This window comes from Colwellia sp. Bg11-12, from assembly GCF_014076955.1.
Taxonomy (GTDB): Bacteria; Pseudomonadota; Gammaproteobacteria; order Enterobacterales; family Alteromonadaceae; genus Colwellia_A.
In genome coordinates, this window is the sequence record NZ_JACGUZ010000080.1 from 163605 (window position 1) to 181941 (window position 18337).

16 protein-coding genes are annotated in these 18337 nt (G+C 37.6%); 4 read left to right on the top strand and 12 right to left on the bottom strand.

Annotated features, from left to right (window positions below):
- Nucleotides 1-354: 354 nt before the first annotated feature.
- The 3 genes from H4J39_RS17130 to H4J39_RS17140 form a co-directional block, all read right to left on the bottom strand.
- Nucleotides 355-1020, bottom strand: coding sequence for a response regulator transcription factor (locus tag H4J39_RS17130; RefSeq protein WP_182229553.1), 666 nt, complete (start codon nt 1018-1020; stop codon nt 355-357).
- A gap of 162 nt (nt 1021-1182) precedes the next feature.
- Nucleotides 1183-3468, bottom strand: a complete 2286-nt coding sequence (locus H4J39_RS17135) for a TonB-dependent receptor (RefSeq protein ID WP_182229554.1) — start codon at nt 3466-3468, stop codon at nt 1183-1185.
- Nucleotides 3469-3657: 189 nt separating this feature from the next.
- Nucleotides 3658-4608, bottom strand: coding sequence for a PHB depolymerase family esterase (locus H4J39_RS17140; protein WP_182229555.1), 951 nt, complete (start codon nt 4606-4608; stop codon nt 3658-3660).
- A 350-nt stretch (nt 4609-4958) separates the two neighbouring features.
- Between H4J39_RS17140 and H4J39_RS17145 the strand changes: the two genes are divergently transcribed.
- Nucleotides 4959-5849 carry a dienelactone hydrolase family protein gene (locus H4J39_RS17145; protein WP_182229556.1) on the top strand — a complete coding sequence of 297 codons (891 nt, stop codon included), beginning with the start codon at nt 4959-4961 and terminating at the stop codon, nt 5847-5849.
- A 137-nt stretch (nt 5850-5986) separates the two neighbouring features.
- Here H4J39_RS17145 and H4J39_RS17150 read toward each other — a convergent pair whose 3' ends face one another.
- The gene (locus H4J39_RS17150) at nt 5987-6148 is read right to left on the bottom strand and encodes a hypothetical protein (protein WP_182229557.1); all 162 of its coding nucleotides are present in this window, start codon (nt 6146-6148) and stop codon (nt 5987-5989) included.
- 645 nt (nt 6149-6793) lie between these two features.
- Here H4J39_RS17150 and htpX point away from each other — a divergent pair.
- Both htpX and H4J39_RS17160 read left to right on the top strand, forming a co-directional pair.
- A complete protein-coding gene (gene htpX, locus H4J39_RS17155; RefSeq protein ID WP_182229558.1) occupies nt 6794-7663 on the top strand; it encodes a protease HtpX in 870 nt (289 codons plus the stop codon).
- Between the two features lie 14 nt (nt 7664-7677).
- Nucleotides 7678-9354 (top strand): SulP family inorganic anion transporter, encoded by a 1677-nt coding sequence (locus tag H4J39_RS17160; RefSeq protein WP_182229559.1) that lies wholly within the window; start codon nt 7678-7680, stop codon nt 9352-9354.
- A 265-nt stretch (nt 9355-9619) separates the two neighbouring features.
- Here the strand turns inward: H4J39_RS17160 and H4J39_RS17165 are convergent, their stop codons facing one another.
- The 3 genes from H4J39_RS17165 to H4J39_RS17175 all read right to left on the bottom strand — a co-directional run bounded on the left by H4J39_RS17165 (nt 9620) and on the right by H4J39_RS17175 (nt 12683).
- Entirely contained in the window at nt 9620-10114 is a 495-nt protein-coding gene (locus H4J39_RS17165; RefSeq protein ID WP_182229560.1) for a fasciclin domain-containing protein, read from the bottom strand.
- A 781-nt stretch (nt 10115-10895) separates the two neighbouring features.
- Nucleotides 10896-11147 (bottom strand): GlsB/YeaQ/YmgE family stress response membrane protein, encoded by a 252-nt coding sequence (locus H4J39_RS17170; RefSeq protein ID WP_182229561.1) that lies wholly within the window; start codon nt 11145-11147, stop codon nt 10896-10898.
- Between the two features lie 156 nt (nt 11148-11303).
- Nucleotides 11304-12683, bottom strand: a complete 1380-nt coding sequence (locus tag H4J39_RS17175; protein WP_310649771.1) for a CorA family divalent cation transporter — start codon at nt 12681-12683, stop codon at nt 11304-11306.
- 335 nt (nt 12684-13018) lie between these two features.
- Between H4J39_RS17175 and rimK the strand changes: the two genes are divergently transcribed.
- Entirely contained in the window at nt 13019-13945 is a 927-nt protein-coding gene (gene rimK / locus H4J39_RS17180; protein ID WP_182229563.1) for a 30S ribosomal protein S6--L-glutamate ligase, read from the top strand.
- Between the two features lie 204 nt (nt 13946-14149).
- Here rimK and H4J39_RS17185 read toward each other — a convergent pair whose 3' ends face one another.
- The 5 genes from H4J39_RS17185 to H4J39_RS17205 form a co-directional block, all read right to left on the bottom strand.
- Nucleotides 14150-15052: a radical SAM protein gene (locus tag H4J39_RS17185; RefSeq protein ID WP_182229564.1), complete on the bottom strand. Its 903-nt coding sequence runs from the start codon at nt 15050-15052 to the stop codon at nt 14150-14152.
- Between the two features lie 183 nt (nt 15053-15235).
- Nucleotides 15236-16045 (bottom strand): crotonase/enoyl-CoA hydratase family protein, encoded by an 810-nt coding sequence (locus tag H4J39_RS17190; protein ID WP_182229565.1) that lies wholly within the window; start codon nt 16043-16045, stop codon nt 15236-15238.
- A 321-nt stretch (nt 16046-16366) separates the two neighbouring features.
- On the bottom strand, nt 16367-16633 hold the full coding sequence (locus H4J39_RS17195) for a hypothetical protein (RefSeq protein WP_182180055.1): 267 nt from the start codon (nt 16631-16633) through the stop codon (nt 16367-16369).
- Between the two features lie 111 nt (nt 16634-16744).
- Nucleotides 16745-17140: a DUF3465 domain-containing protein gene (locus H4J39_RS17200; protein WP_182229566.1), complete on the bottom strand. Its 396-nt coding sequence runs from the start codon at nt 17138-17140 to the stop codon at nt 16745-16747.
- 671 nt (nt 17141-17811) lie between these two features.
- Nucleotides 17812-18337, bottom strand: a 526-nt coding sequence (locus H4J39_RS17205) for a hypothetical protein (protein WP_220462242.1), incomplete at its 5' end; no start/stop codon positions are given.

Below are 18337 nucleotides of genomic sequence, written 5' to 3' on the forward strand. Positions count from 1 at the left end.
TCATCCATAGTAGGTAGTGTACAATCCCTTATGTCAGGACTGTTCATTCAACAATAACGATAAAAAGTAAACTACCCATAACAAACGAGAATAGCTTAAAAGCATTCGTTGATTGCGAACGGTTAAAAATGTGATTAAGTATAGACACTGTTTTTACACTATCTAGCGATTAGATGCTAATAATCAATTGCTTATTAAAATAATTCACTCTACTTTAAACAGGTGGCTGTGCTATGAGCGTGAATTAGGTTCTCTATTTAGGGATGAATAGTAGATGTGTATTGTTTATTAGCGTCCTCTAATGATTGTGGAAAGTTTACGCGGTTGGTGCTCTCCCTTATCAATGACAACGTATTAAAGGCTTATATTTTCTTGTGGCGCTAACATCAATTGCTGATAAGCCAATCCGGCTTGAGTTCGGTTATAAACGCCCAACTGCAGCAAAATGGCTGAAACATGTTTTTTAACCGTATTTTCTTTGATCGCTAAAATACCGGCTATTTGCTTATTTAATTGACCGTCGGCAACATAAGACAATACTTTATATTGCTGCGGGGTTAACTTGGCCAATTGTTGAGCCAGCAGCTTATTCGCCGTAACTTGTTCATTGTCTAATGAAATATCAAAGTTATCAGGTAACCAAGTATTACCTGCCAGTACACAATTTATAGCTTGCGCGATAACCGCTAAATCAACAGATTTAGGAATAAAGGCAGCGGCACCAAAATTAATCGCCTTTTGCATGATATGTGGCGTTTCATCAGACGACACCATAATCACAATAAGGTCTGGGTGATTGTTTTGCAGTTGTGTAAGGCCCGTAAAGCCATTATTACCCGGCATATGTAAATCAAGAAAGATTATTTCTAACGCGGGTGACTGTTCTATTTGATGCAATAAGTCGCTAAAATTAGAGGCTTCAATAATGCCCGAATCAGGCATACACTCGACCACCGCTTGTTTTAACGCAGTACGAAACAACGGATGATCATCAGCAATCACGACTTTCGCTGTACTCATACTTTTTTCCTCTATTGGTTTATCGCACAAAAGCCAGTTGATAGTATTAACTATTATAAGCGCTATTCTTCTATTAAGCAGCTTTCTATTTTTCAACTAAAATAGCAACTTAACGAAAAAAGAGCGAGTATTAACTCGCCCTTTTTGATTTAAAATAACTGACTAGAAACTATAACCTATAGTCAATGCAACCGTCGATGGGTCGCCATAATAACCAATCAGCGTAGTATCACCACCTAGACCCGGTGCGTAGCTGCCATCATCATTTTGTTCCCCAAGAAAAGCATAGTTACCCACTAAGTATTCTTTATCAGTAATGTTTTTCCAGTGTAGTGAAGCGGTCCAATCGCTATCGTTGCTATACCAATTAACACCAAAATTTAATAACCCATAGCCATCTTGTGTTAATAAATTATCTGTTGGTGTTAAATCATAGTCGCTGCGGTAATAGTAATTACCATTGACAACAAAGCTCCCCATTGAGGTATCCATATTGTAAGCAAAACCGACGTTGGCTGTAGTGTCTGGTGTATTAGTAATCGTAAAAGTATCACTGATATCAATAGATTTACCGTCGCCATCAAAAGAGTTTACTTTTTCAAACGAAGCATCAATTAGGCCCAATGTTGCAAAAAGGTTTAAATTGTCGGTGGCGGCATATTCAATTTCGAGCTCTAAACCAGAAGCAGTTGACTGTCCTATATTACCTAAACGTTGGCTTAATTCACTACCGTCACCACCTTCTATAGGTAGCACAGTAACAAACTGGCGATCGGTATGGTCAAGGTAAAATACTGTTGCATTAATTCTTAAGTTGTCATTCCATTCGCTTTTCACGCCCACTTCAAAAGAATCAACTACTTCAGGGTCTACTGCTGGCTCAGGGCCACTTGCTCTTGGATTAAAAGTACCTGATTTAAAACCTTGTGAGTAACTGGCAAATAACATCATGTCAGTGGTGTACTGATACTCAATACCTACTCGTGGTGTGAAACGAGACCAATCTTCGCTGTCTTTTAATACTTCAGGGAATTCTATATCACTTCGGACATAACCAGATACCCAGTCACTTTCAGGATAAACTGTTTCATATGCTAGACCATTATTCACGTTCGCCGTTTTTTCTTCTTCGGTATAACGAGCACCTAAAGTCATTGAAAGTTTATCCGTAAGATTATACGAACCTTGTGCATATACTGCATAACTTTCGCTGTTATTACAGCCAGCGACTTCTCGAGTAAGCCCTGGTAAGCTAAGAGATTTTCCTAAATGCTCAAGAATGGCATCAAAATTCCCACAAGACTCACCATCAAAATAATACAGGCCAGAAACAAAGGTTAAGTTGTCAGAGTCATAATTTAATTGAAACTCTTGCGTAAACTGTTCGTCGTCATAAATAGCCGGTACATCAAAGATGCGCTCAGCGGTATTATCAAAATCAATATTTGTTTTAGAATAGTTATCTCTGCTAGCCGTAATTGACTTTATTGACCAAGTATCATTAACCCTATATTCTGCGGTTAAACTAAAGCCCTCTGATTCAACACTATTCCATGTAGGCATACTTGTATAAGAGTCGTAAACACTGTCAGGGATAGGCGCGTCAGTAACCATACTGGGTAAAAGTCTATAGCCGCCTTTTGCATTTGAGTCATCAATTGTTTTGTCGTAATTGAAACGGAAAAACAGATCATCTGTTGGCGTGAATTCAACAGTAACACGACCGGCAAAAACATCTTTATTGTAATTCTCTAAATCTTGACCGGGTAAACTAGACTGTAAAAACTCACCATAGCCATCGCGGGTTAAGTTAGCTAAAGCAAATCCAACATAAAGCTTATCTTCAATGACAGGTATTTTTCCAGCCAGTTTATAATCTTGACGAGCATAGCTACCTACAGTCGCTTTTAAATCTAATTCAACATCACCTGACATCTTCTTAGTGACATATTTAATCGCACCACCAATCGTATTTTTACCATAGAGACTACCTTGTGGGCCACGTAATACCTCTATGCGTTCTACATCAAGAATATCAAGTACCGCACCTTGTGGACGAGCGATATAAACATCATCAACATAAATGCCAACACCTGGTTCATACCCCCATAAAGGGTCGTCTTGACCCACACCGCGAATAAAGGCTGTTAACGTTGAGTTAGTACCTCGACTGCTTTGTAGCGTAGTATTAGGCGAAAACTGCTGCACTTCTGTCATTGCACTAATACCACTTTGCGCGAGTTGCTCTGCCCCCACAGAAGTAACAGCGACAGGAACACGTTGTAAGCTTTCAACTTTTTTACGTGCAGTAACTTCAATTCGTTCAAGCCCTGAGTCTTTTGCCGCTGGTGTAGTATCTTCAGCTTCGGCTGCAAAAGTTATATGGCTTGTTAATGCTGCGGCAATTGCCAAAGCAAGATAACTTCTCTTTCTGTTGAACTGTTTCATGGAGTAACCCTTATTATATTTTTTGTATTTTGAGTTATGAGTAAAGCGTCATGCTTGTTATGTTGAACCCCGACTTTAGTCACGTTGTTATTACAACTATTTACACTCTACTTGATAAATTAACAAAAATAATTAGCACTATAGTACCACAAGCAAACCATTGTTTTTAAAGAACTATATTTATTAATGTTATTGTTTTACTGAGGATAAGTGCCAAAAGTCAATAATATGTTTAGCGGTACTAATCGGTGATTCAAGTAAGTAGTCAGCTGCTTCTCCACCATTAACTTCATTAGGATTTACCATGATGCCATGGCCGACATCAGCCACGACAATAAGCTCTACTTGCGCTTTATCCTGCTTATTCCCCCATGATTTAATACTAATTCCTACTTTGCTTTTTACCTGAGGCATTGGCGTTATTCCAGATAAATTAGCCCACTGTTCTGCTAAAGTGATGGCATTTAACGGATTAACAATCGCATCATTAGCCCCTGTCCATACCGATAGTTTTGGCCATGACTTTTGATTTGAATTTAATTTACTTACTAACAATGTTAACTCACTTGAGCTTTGTGAAGGGCCGTTTTTCATGCAAGAAATAGCGGTGATCAAACCATCTGCACAGGGAAATGGAATGCCTGCAACGATTGCGCCCGCTTTGAACAGGTCAGGATAATTAACTAACAAACTACTCGCCATAGCACCACCAGCAGACAATCCTAAAATATACACATCTGCTCCACCTAAGTGCTGTTTTAACGTAAGTATCATATTTTTTATCGATAGATTTTCACCGGTTTCTTTAGCAAAGTCACTGGCTGAATACCAATTAAAGCACCCTTTAATATTATTTTCTAAACTTTGCTGAGGCATTAACAAGGCAAAATCATGTTGCTTCGCTAAGCCGAGTAAACCACTCTGCTTCGCTAATTTTTCGCCCGTTTGCGCGCAGCCATGCAACAAAACGACGATGCTGGGTTTAGCCATTTTTGGGGAAAAGTAACTGGCCGTTAAATTGCCAGGGTTTTCACTAAAGTCGGTTAACTCAACAAATTGAGCAGAGACAGGTTGACTCAATAAACTAAACACTAACGTGAGTGATATAGACAGCGAAGTTAAAAATTTTAGAATAAACATAGTATCAACCAAAATAAAAAGTGGCTTGTATAATGAATGAAAGTTTAGTGATCAAGCAATAGCACTTTAGTGCCCACAATTATCTACGCTAAAGTCAGGTTGACGTTTATGACTAATTTTATTGAGTCGCTTCTCTATGAAAGTGCGTTTTCTGCCTAATTAGAATAAATACAAACTTGATTATAATTAGGTAATAAATGGAAAGATAAAAAGCCACTATTTTTATTCATAACGATTAATAATTAGGGCTTAATAACGCTTTAAATTTGCGAAATCTTTTAAATAAATATATTTTATAAGTATGTAAAATATTCAGTTCGCTAAAAATAACATTCAAAAGTGAGAGCAAAATGTCAAAAAAATTAAAAGAAGATATTCCTCAAGAAGCATTTGACTGGTATGACGAATATGCGCATGGAGGAATGAACCGCAGAACTTTTATGGCGAAATTAAGCACTTTAGTTGCGGTTGGTTATTCAATGACCGTACTCACATCAGCGCTGCTACCTAATTATGCCTTAGCTGAACAAGTCTCTTTCAATGATGACGAAATAAAAGCAACTTATGAGACCTTTGATTCTCCAAACGGTTACGGTAAAGGCGTAGGTTATTTAGTCACACCCACTCAGAAAACAGGTGTTTTACCTGTTGTTTTAGTTATTCATGAAAATAGGGGCTTAAACCCATACGTGAAAGATGTTGCTCGCCGCTTGGCTAAAGCAGGCTACCTTGCCTTTGCTCCAGACGCTCTGTTTTCATTAGGCGGATACCCAGGTAACGATGATGAAGGTAGAGCAATGCAAAAAGCGTTAGACGGCTCTAAAATTCAACAAGATTTTATTGCTGCGGCTAAATTTGTCAAAACTCATCAAAGAAGCAACGGGAAACTAGGTGCTGTTGGCTTTTGTTTTGGGGGCTACATGGTTAATTACTTAGCGGCAATTGAGCCTGAACTCATTGTTGCAGGTGTCCCCTTTTATGGAACACCTGCAAAAAAAGAATTAAGAAAAAATATCAAGGCTCCATTACTTATTCAGCTTGGCGAACTCGATGAAAGAGTTAATAGCTCTTGGCCTGAATATGAGAACGACCTAAAAAGTGCTGGAGTTCCTTATCAAATGCATATGTATAAAAATGCAAAACATGGTTTTCATAATGACTCTACTAGTCGCTATGATAAAGAAAATGCCGAACTTGCATGGGATCGTACATTGGCTTTTTTTGCTGAAAACCTTACCTAATAACCTTACTTTCTAGACCTGCGGATAGCGATAAATCTATTCGCTCAAACAAAAAAATAAGAAATAATGAAATAAATACTATAAAAGAAAAAATACTTGTCGGCTCTAGAGAAACTATAGGTTTACCCGAATTAACGCTATTTTATGTTGCAACAAGCATTGATACCGAGCTCTTCAATACCCACGACGCGTGCAATGAAAAATATAGAGAACTTTGCAATATTACCTAAGGGCTTTGGTTGATTAAATGAAGAAACTTCAGCTGCACTCTCAATCATCACACCAACAAGATTACCCAAAAAATAACCCACCATCACAATAGAACGAGCTTCATTTTGAAGTCTATCAGACCAAACATCATTACCTCGAAAAACTTTTGATTCAAGGTCAACACTGGCGTTAAACCAAGGGCGGTATAAATCTTTATCTTTACTTGAAATGCATATGATTATGTCATCAGCAAGATTAACTGTTGCAAGTTTAATCCAGACATTATTACCTTCGCTGCGGACATCTTTAACTAGGTTGGTATCTGAATTAGCACATTGAATATATTTTGTTCTGCGTTAACAGACCGGTTTATAAATAGACCCATCAATAAAAATAAAGCTCTCATACATTTCCTTTACGTTTTTTTGTCATATTTTTTGTGGTGTTTTTGTGGCAATAATCTTCCCACATTTCTCTAGACTCTCAACGCAAGAATAAAGTCACATCAACTTGGAAAAAACAAACGTTTGTATTAAATAAACTGACAGAACACTAGAAAAACCTTAGGGAAGCCGCTATAAACTTTAAAGTAAATAGAAGAACAAAATAATACTATTGCGTGTAATCAAAATACTTTGATTACCGGACAACTATTTGATTAAATTACTTTGTGACTATTTGATTAATAGCCCTGTCTATAAAGACATTATTATTGCTAAATTAAGAGATAAACAATGAGAATTTTACTGTTTTTGGCGACCAACATTGCCATTATGATGATTTTGAGTATTACCTTTCGCTTATTCGGTATTGAAGGGCTATTAGCCGAAAATGGTGTCGACCTTAACCTTCAATCCTTGCTCATTTATGCCGCGGTTATCGGCTTTAGTGGCTCATTTATCTCCTTGTTTATTTCTAAGTTTATGGCAAAGAGGAGTATGGGCGTTGAGGTTATCGTGACGCCGAGCAACCAAACCGAACGGTGGTTACTAAAAACAGTGCAAGAACAAGCCCTTAAAGCCAACATAGGATTACCTGAAGTCGGTATTTTTAATCACCCTTCACCCAACGCTTTTGCGACGGGCTGGAATAGAAATAATGCCTTAGTTGCGGTGAGTACCGGCTTGTTAAGTCACATGAGTCAAAATGAAGTAGAAGCGGTACTTGCTCATGAGATAAGTCATGTAGCCAATGGTGACATGGTCACTATGACGCTACTTCAAGGCGTTTTAAATACCTTCGTGGTGTTCTTATCACGCATTATTGGTCATGTGGTTGACCGCAATGTATTTAACGTAAAAAGTGGTCACGGACCAGCCTTTTGGATTGTCTCAATGGTTTCTCAACTCGTCTTAGGGTTATTAGCAACTATGATTATGATGTGGTTTTCTCGCTATCGAGAATTTAGAGCCGATGAAGGTGGGGCTAATATTGCGGGTCGTCAAAATATGATTGCTGCGCTAAGTAAACTAGAACAACTGCAAAACTTACCACAACTACCAAAAGAAATGTCAGCTTTTGCCATTAGTTCAAGTAAAATGAGTGCGCTCTTTTCGAGTCATCCACCATTAGCAAAACGCATAGCATCACTGCGAATTAAATAAATAAGGGTACTTTAGTGTTGTCACGTTTGTATGATTTTATGCCGGGTTTAAATACCTTGTGTCACTATGAAAGAAGTTGGTTTGCTGATGATGTTAAAGCAGCACTGTCGGTTGCAGCTGTTGCGTTACCGGTTGCTATAGCTTATGCCCAACTCACAGGAGTTAATGCGGCTGTAGGTCTGTATTCCTGCGTATTACCTATGATGGTCTATGCATTATTTGGTACCTCTAAGCAATTAATTGTCGGTCCTGATGCTGCAACCTGTGCCGTTATCGCCGCATTAATAACACCTTTAGCAGCTGGTGACAGTATTAAACACTGGCAATTAGTCATCACGATGACCGCTATGACTGGTTTTTGGTGCATACTTGCCAGTCGTTTTAAGCTAGGCGTATTAGCTGACTTCTTATCTAAGCCTATATTAATGGGCCTATTAAATGGAGTTGCGATCACTGTTATTGTTGGTCAATTCTCTAAAATATTTGGCTTTACCTTCGATGAAAGATACCTGCTTGAACGTTTGGGAGGCGTTCCAACCTACCTATCACAAACGCATTACCCAACCTTATCAATAGCTTTACTTACCGTGGGTATTTATTTTGGTATAAAGCATATAAGACCCTCTTGGCCGGCTTCTATGTTTGCCATCGCCTTGGGGGCGACTTTGGTATGGCTTTTAAATTTAGAGCAGTTTGGCGTAAAAACCATAGGTATTGTCGAAGGAGGTTTACCGTTATTTCAAACACCTGAATTTAATGTTGGCATTATTCGAGAACTTGTTATGCCTGCACTTAACTTAGCGATAGTTAGCTTTGTCAGTATGATGCTAACCGCCCGCAGTTTTGCGGCAAAAAATGGCTATGATGTAGATGCTGACAAAGAGTTTATGGCGTTAGGTATTGCTAATGTAGCGTCTGCTTTATCGCAAGGTTTTGCGGTGAGTGGCGCATCATCTCGCACCGCAGTTAACGATACGAATGGCGGAAAAACGCAACTAGTCTCCATTATAGCTGCCGCCATTATTGCTATTATTGCTATTTTTTTTACTGCCCCCCTTAAATTCATTCCTAGTGCGGCATTGGGTGTGGTATTGATTATTGCTTCTTTACACCTGCTAGATTTAAAAATGGTATGGAAACTCAGGTTAAAAGACCGACAAGCATTTTACTTAACTTTAACTACTTTATTGGCGGTGTTATTTATTGGTGTTATCCCCGGCATTACACTTGCAGTATTGCTCGGTTTATTCCAATTTATTCGCACAGTAATGCGCCCCACTGACCATATACTCGGCGTTGATATCAACGGTGTGGTAAGAAGTCTAGATGCCAGTGATAAGGCAAAATCGGTAGATGGTATTTTTATCTATCGTTTTAATTCACCCTTAACTTACTTTAACTCTAGTTTTTTTAAGCGCCGGTTGTTAGAGCAATATGCCAGACAAAAAGATGATATTGAGTGTGTCATTATCGATGCAGTGCCATGCTTCACCCATTTAGACTTAAGTGTTATGGCAATGTTGGCTGATTTAGACCTTATCTTTAGAAAACGCGGCGTACGCCTTGAGCTTGCTGGCAGAAAAAGACAGTTGTTGGCATGGTTTGAAAAAGCAGAGATAAAATCAGGTCACGAAGGAATTTATGTTCATTCTGACTTGTATTTAGCGTTGAGAATAAACCAAAGTAAATAAATTATCAAAGAAGTTAGTTGCGTAGAAGAAGTTCTGCTTTAATGACAATAAACATAATGGTATTTATTGTCATACTAAAATATAGGTTGTGTGCGCCATAACCTATATTTTTATTGTGAATAAATTTTATTATTGCAGATTTTATTTTAGTTTGATTTCTAAAATGACTCGCTTTTATAATACTTTTTATAAATAGGGAAGTCGCGATAAGACTCTTGGAGTATCGATTATATGAGAAATAACCGACACCCTACCGAGCTTACTACTAAGGAATTAATACCGTATCAATAACGTGTATAACACCATTACTTGCTTTTACATCTGCCATGATGATTTTTGCTTTATTTATCATTACATTTCCATCGATGACTTTAACCATCAACATTTTACCTTGAATGGTAGGCGCACTTGTTACTTTTACGACATCTGTAGACATCACTTTTCCAGAAACTACGTGATATGTTAATATATCAACGAGTTTATCTTTGTTTTCTGGTTTCAAAAGCATTTCAAGCGTGCCTTCAGGTAACTTTGCAAAAGCCTCATCTGTGGGTGCAAATACAGTAAAAGGCCCATCACCTTTGAGTGTTCCAACAAGCCCACCTGCTTTAACTGCTGCAACAAGTGTATTGAAAGAGCCATTTTCAGCAGCCACATCAACAATATCTTTCTTCATACCATGATGCTCAGCATAAGAGACCGGCATAAAAGCTAAGCTGGCAACCACAATTGATACTGTTGTAATAAATTTATTTAACATTGTATTTTCCTATTCAGTGAGTTTTAGTTAATACTATTTTGTTTTCACAATGTATTTACGTAAGGTTTAGAAATTAAGATCAGTATTGCCTATTTACCTGAAATAAAACGTTCGGTTATGTCATCGTTGATGCTAACGCGCGCATTGTTTACCGATATGGCATTAACATAGGTGGGTTTTCGAGGAATATGCCGGTAGTTTGATGTAAAATCAAATATTATAGGTTAAAAACGACGTGTAGCTATTATGAAAATAAAGTCATTAACATTTTACAAATAATGCCTAGCTCTGATGAAAAAGGTATAGGTGACTCCTTATTAACACCTAAAAGCTCAGCTTAAAACAGGCTAAAAAAAGTACCGTCAATATTAGCTTCCCTTTGAAATATCTTATTATGACTGGAGTTTAAGCCACTTTATTGCTGTAATTTTATCTTCAAAATGTTTATCATTTTGTAAACGTCTTGCAAGAGCCCTATTTTCTAATCACGTTAAAGTTACTGGTGAGTTAATAACGACGGCTTTGGCGATAAGATTTTATAAAATTAATGTCGTCTTCAACTGAAATAAAGCATTGCCAGTGGGTATCGTCATCGTTTCACTCAAAGTCATAACGCCACATTAAGTGACAAATAATAGCTGATTAAAAGAGAAGTAAACTCATCAACAACTAGCTATTTTTTGTTTATTTGAACTTATGATTAGCAGCAAAATTATTGGCTACCGTGTCAATGGAATAAAACAGCCAACTATTTTGTCAGTTTACTCGCCTTGCTAGATTGTTACGCCTTTTTAATTATTCCTATAATAAAAAGCAGTAAGGCAGCACCTGCAGTTGCGGTAACAACTGAGCCAATTAATCCACCTACTGATATACCTAAGAAGTTAAAGACAAACCCGCCTAGTACCGCACCAATTACACCAATAACTATATTACCGAGTAAACCAAAACCACGACCTTTCATCAATGTTCCTGCTAGCCAACCTGCACACGCACCAATGGCTAAAAATATAATTAATTCTGTTATGTCCATAATTTTACCTCTGTTGTTTAAAAATACTGACGTTATCTGTAATAGACGCCAGCTAAATAATGCGTGGCTAACCTTATGTCGCCAAGTAAAACCTAGCCAGCGGTTATCTGTCAATATTAATTTTCATCCATGCTTATTAAGAGCAAAGAGCAAAAATTAACGCAGCCAGCCTTTAATGGCAAAAACATAAAGGCTCAATGTCATACCCACCCCTACTCCAAAAGCAACTTGAGACAGCGTTGCTGGCCAAGGAGCATCGGTTATATTCATGCCAAGTAATCCGCCAATCGTAGCAGGAATAAGTGCTAAAGCAGTGAGCAAGGCTAATAATCTCATTACACGATTCATTTGAAATGAAGATACGTTAAGCCTAAGTTCAACAAGGCTCTGCAAAGATTCACGTAAATCGTCTATGTTGTCATATAAGTCATTAGCGTCGTCGGCCAAGTAACGAAAAAGCTCACGATCACTGTGGCTGGCACTCGCAATAATTATTTTGCCACTAGATAAATCTCTGATCACACTTTTTAAGTGTTTAAGACTTCCACGTGCATTCAAAATATCAGCTCTGAGTAAAAATGTGTGCGCTAAAAAAGCCTCATCTCCCATTTGCCTTTGCGTTATTTCTAACTGTGTCAGAGCAACTTCTATGCTTGTGGCTACGTGGGTGTAGGCCGACATTATTTCACTAACTAGTGCTAAAGTTGCCCGCACAATTTTGGGTGTATTGGTGTCAATACTCGCCAAGCGTAATTGTACCTTTTCGTCGAGGTCGGTCTGCTCACGGCTCAACACCACCACGTTCTCTGGCGTTCCAACCAATAAGATAGGCGTGCGTATTAGCCGTTCTCCTGGCAGCATAGGCATGGGGTATCGAACAAAAAATGTGGAGAAGTGCTCAAGCGTATCAAACCCAGGACTGACCGACTGGAACAAACCTTGAACCGCACTAACGGGAACTCTAAGTGCATCAGTAATAGACGTTAGCCGCGATTCGTCAAGACCAGAAATAAAAAGCCAATCAGGTTCGCCACTTCGAATACGGTTAAGCCCTTGCTCCCAGCTAATGACTTGAAATTCTTTACCTGAGGGGCCCAGTAATTGCACCTTTAACTTGGTGATCCCCTGATTCTCAGCAGTGTTTACCGTATTATTGTCAATATTGAGCGCAAGACTCGAACGCGCACCTAATAGCGCAATCCGCCCTACCCGTATCAATCTAAATACGGGTGAATGCCTCAAAACATCAGGCACTAAAGGAATAAAAGCGATTAATGCGCTAGTGATAATTAACAGATCAATAACCCGCCTGCCATCGGTTAAAAATCTGAGTTTATTTTTAGCAAGCAAAAAGCCACTTACGTATTCCAATAGAAACAACAAAATAATACCGTATTCTAAAGCGTCTACGGTATGTTGTGCCATATCATTAAACGTAAAGACTAAAGGAGCAATAAACGAAAAAAATGACAATAAAGCAAAGAAGCCAAGTACTGCATCGGTTAAATAACGTTCAACAAATCGCGCATACGACACCTTTTTCAAATTTGCATTCCCTGATTACTATAAATAAATATCATGATAATTGATAAATAACGAAATTTTTACATAAGTCAGTTTACAAATATGGTTAACATAATGCTAGCGCCTTGAACGTTAAGAGACCTTATATCTGTCAACAAATATAGTTAACACACGACAATCTCATGAATGTAAGAAGCGCAGTAGAAATCAAATTGTCATCTTAACTATTTATGATGAAACAGCGCTTGTTTACTGCCTTTCTTAAAAATATTCATATTATTTTGTGACTATTTTGTAAACAGTCTAGTCTATAGGTTATTGTTCTTTATAAAAACAGGAAATCAAAAATGAAAATAGCAATATTATCTCGAAACAAGAAGTTGTACTCAACCCGTCGATTAAAAGAGGCAGGGGAAGCGCTGGGGCATCAAGTTGACGTTATCGATACACTTCATTGTTACATGGATATCACTAGCGACCGATCCGTTGTTCGCTATAAAGGCCAAGAACTTCCACAGTACGATGCAATAATACCGCGGATCGGTGCATCCATTTCTTTTTATGGCACGGCGGTAGTGCGTCAATTTGAAATGACTGGCGCTTTCAGTGTCAATGAATCTGTGGCGATTAGTCGCTCTAGAGATAAATTACGTTCTATGCAATTACTGTCAAGAAAAGGCATCGGCTTGCCAAGAACAGGCTTTGCTAATCGTCCTGACAATGTCAAAGATTTGATTAAAAATGTTGGTGGTGCTCCTTGCGTTATAAAATTACTTGAGGGTACGCAAGGTATTGGAGTAGTACTTGCAGAAACAACTAAGTCAGCAGAGGCTATTGTTGAAGCCTTTATGGGGTTGAATGCCGATATTTTAATTCAAGAATTTATCAAAGAAGCCGGTGGTGCTGATATTCGATGTTTTGTTGTTGGTGACCGTGTTGTTGCCGCAATGAAACGTCAAGGTGCTGAAGGTGAGTTTAGGTCAAACTTACACCGCGGTGGTTCAGCGGTACTCGTTAAACTTACCCCAGAAGAAAGAGCTACGGCAGTGTCGGCTGCAAACGTTATGGGGCTGCACGTCTGTGGTGTTGATTTACTGCGCGCCGAACGTGGCCCTGTTGTCATGGAAGTTAATTCTTCACCGGGTTTAGCCGGTATTGAAGCCGCGACTGAAAAAGATGTTGCCACTATGATTTTCAAATTTATCGAGAAAAAATTTCTTGAAAAGAATGCTAGCGCTAAATCTAATCGAAATCGTACCCAAGGTAAGGGTTAAATTGATAACCGATAGAGTCTTAATTTATAAATAATATTCACGCTAAAGCCACTGAAACCTATTTTTAAGTACCACCGGCTTTAATGGCACAGAAACGTTTAATATAAATTTATAACCATACAAAGCCGTCCTTTCGGGCGGCTATTATTTACTAACAACCGCTTACTAATGACAATGCATAAATTCACGTTTAGCAAACCACACTTATAGACCCCTTTGCCATTCTTGACGAATAGGTATTTCTGTAGATTGCGCTAACGCCATCTGTACCATATTCACTAATTTATCTTTATCTTTACCTAAGATCCCTTTCAACACCAAGTAATTTGAAGCATGATCAGATCTGAAAATAGTTTTATCTAACTCAAGTGCTGATAACAACGTTTCCATTTCAGTAAACAACTCTTGCTGATGTAAAAGGCGAAAAGGCTGATATTGATGTTCTGTAAATTTTTGGGCAAAACGTTCTTGGCCTAAAGGAAAACTTACCACCAATGTAGAGAGGTAATCAGGTTGAGCTTCATTCATTAATTTAGCAGAGTTAAGGGCATGTTGTTTTGATAGTTCAGGCCCACCTAAACCGTTTAAAATCATCACTGAGCTTTTGATACCTGCTTGCTTGATTTTTTTAAGGGCTATTAAAGAACTTTGGTATGTTTCACCTTTTTCAATTAACTTTAAGACGTCATCGTCTCCACTTTCACAGCCCACATAGAGTAAAGACAAGCCTAAAGATCTTAACTCGGTAAGTTGTTCAACCGTTTTATTAGTTAAATTTCTTGGTAAACAATAACTGGCTACCCGCGTAACATGTGGTAAGTATTTTTTTATCAGTTCAAGAATTTCTTTTAACCGTTTAAACGGCAACATTACGGCATCACCGTCGGCTAAAAACACACGTCCAACAGGTAAGCCTGAATGTGAAATTTTTATTAGTTCTTGCTCAATAAGCTCTACTTTTTTCGGTTTAAATTTTTTATTTTCAGCCGTATACATCTCACAAAAGGAACAGTTATTCCAAGAGCAGCCATTAGTGACTTGCAGTATTAAGCTTTTCCATTCGCTTGGCGGGCGAAAAACCGGTTCTATATATTCAAGGGGATACATACTTTGTCCTATTCACTTTATTCTCTATATACCGTTATCATTTAAAAATGCGGGCCTTGAGTGTACATCTAAGGAAAAATGCCAAGTCACCATATAAAGCAATCGTTATTCTATTGCATCGGTAACGCCACAGATATAGTTTGAAACGCAATAAAACCGGCATATTAAATGAAGATGCTATACCTACCAAGAACCTCTATTTTTAAACGCTTTAGCAGGTTCTTTTTCATGCGTTTGATTATAAGCTTTTATCTTTTGATTTTTACTCAGCATGACTTTGAGTTGATAAAAAGTTTCTCTTGCTAAAGTAAAACGCTCACTGCGCCACCAAACTTTATTATAAAGTTTTTTGACGCCAGCAACAGCATCAGGAGATTGCTGACAAAGTGATACTGCTAACGCTTTTGCAGCAGTCATTGGGTCGGATGATATTTCAGTAATCAAATGATATTCGAGCGCTTGTTTAGCAGAAATTTCTTTTCCTGTCATCGCCAGTAATTTGGCTTGATCAGCAGGCAAGTGTTCTTTTAAAGCCAACGTTCCTCCCATATCAGGAATTAGCCCCCATCTTGCTTCTAAAATGGATAAAGTTGCAGAAGGCTCAACAAAGCGAAAATCACCACCCAAAGCAATTTGTAAGCCACCACCCCAAACTCGTCCATGCAAAACCATGATGACAGGAGCAGGTATTTTACGCCAGCCAGTAGAGACACGTTGTGCTAAATTTGACTGTCCAGGTAACCATTTAAAGAGTAGTTTTAAAATATTGATGGGCGCTTTCATAACCGATTTCACATCTAAGCCACTACAAAAATCTACGCCTTCGCCATGCACAATGATGGCGCGGAGTGTTTTGTCTTTTTGTAATTGCTTAATAATATTATCAAGCTGATAAAACATCACCATATTAATAGCGTTATGCTTCTCTGCACGATTAAGTGCAACATAAGCGATGTTGTTTTCGATAGTTAACAGTACCGTTTTTTCTGACATACACACCTCTGGTTAGACCAGATAAAGTAACCTTGTCGGCATGAGATGTAAATAAAAAATTCTGCCAAGCGTCACTTAAATCAAGCATTATCGACAACCCCAGAGTTTTATCTCACTCGTACCTATATTTAAGAGGGGTTCACTAAACACATCAAAAAAATCAGCAGATGCCATTAGTGTCGTTATGCGTAAAATAATAAAAAGTACAAAGGTATTTTTACTCAAAATCTATTTTGATAAAGGCCAAAACTTGTATTACAAATAAATGCCTTACTCAGAGGCAATTACTGGTTATGTTTGAATAGACAATTATGTCTTCAGCTAAATCACACCGCCAGCCTTTAAAATAATTGCGGTTACGGTTAACAGAAAAGCGCCTGAATAGACCATTTTTCCAGAATACGACGCTTTATCCCAATTCATTGCACAATAAATTAATGAGATTGGAAAAAATAAAAATACAGACCAACCAAATAAATGCTGTTTATTGCCCAAAGCAACCACTGCAGTGAAAATAGAACCTATAACAAGTAGCATTAAACCAATAGAGCCTGTTAATAATGCCACGACTATAATATTTTGAACCATACTTAATTACATACCTTTATTTACAATAAAAATGGGGAGATTTAGTTGACTCACGATGAGTCAACCGAAATAGCCCTCTATGCTTAATTCTTAAAATGGCTTGCGATAAAGCTATTGGTAGACAATACCTTTATGCTTTAACCAACCATTTATATGATGTCTATTTGGGTCTCGATGCGTCCAATGTACTACACCACCTTTTTTATTCCATTCGAATTCACCATAAAAATAAACCATGTCACCCTTTGAAATCAAATTAACTCTTGGCGCAAGGTCAATGTTATGTGCAATTAAAATAGTGTTACCTGAGCTGAGTTTAAGAATAAACTTTTGATGACGTGAACCTTGGTTATCATCATTTAGTATCCGGATAACTTCGCCATGCCCTTTAACTTGAATGTTACTTTGTTTAGTTTTATAGGCTTCATCAAGCGATGTAGCGCAAGCAAAACTTGACCACTGCAATAATGTAAAGCTAACTAAAATCGATATTAATAGGTTACGCATACAACAAACTTTCCTTAGTTTTATTACGCCATTTTACATGGAAAATAATGTTTGACTATAGCCACAGAGTAACTACAAATAATTACCTTGCGTTTAAGTCTAGATGTTTCAGCGACTATGTAAAATGACAATAAAGACATTAAAATTATAATGGATTTATTCACAGCACGTCCCTATGACTAATAGTTCCAGTTAAGAGACAATTATTTGTTGGCTAAAAAATCAAGCTAAATTAAAAAGCCATCTATTTTTCGTGCTTTAAATGGCTCTTTATAGGCAAAAAATCTATTAAGTCTTTTTTAATTCTGGCTTTGATAGGAAGGCGAAAGGAATAGCGAGAGGACCCAGTAACGCCCCCATAAATGCCCAATAATAAGATTGTGCATGACGATATTTAGCAATATAAAAGCAAATAAAGATACATATGATATTCAAAATTAATAATAAAAACATATTCATCCCTTTTAGATTAAATTATAAACAGAATAACTTGTTTTCCTCTCGAGATAAAGTACACATAACACCTTATACAAAGGCAAATTAGTCTTGCCTAAAATAAACAATCAAACGAACAGGCCGCTTATTCTATAGGTTTACGCAAAGTGTTATAAGCGTATTGTAGGGGAATAAACTAATTTAAGCCCCACTATACTTTCAGTTTACGATTATTGTTAAGCATTTTTATGAGATGGTTTTCGCGAAATAATAAATAGAGAAATACCCAACAATGAATATAAGAATATAACCGAATAAGAACGATTAGAATATCGAGGACAAAGTAATGATCGTTCAACCACAACTTGAAGATTATGGTGGTTAGAATGAGCTTCATCTGTTGGATGAGTTATTAAACAAGGGGCAAAACTTAGGCTAAAAACCAGCACTGTTGCCAATAAAACACCTTGGCTAAAGCTAATCATATATTTTTGACTACTTATTCTGAACCTCTCACTAAACATTACAAGACAAAACCCAATGACACAAATCACTAACATAGTGGCATTAAGTAGCTGAAAAGGTAATTTAAAAGCCGCTACCCCCTCCTGATAGCTTTCGCCAATTGCGTTCATGGTTGCACTGACATACATTCCAGTGAATGTTAATAAAGCGACAATAAGGACTATAATTAATTTACTTATTTTCATTAGATACCTAACGCCAGATAACCAGATAACCAGATAACCAGATAACCAGATA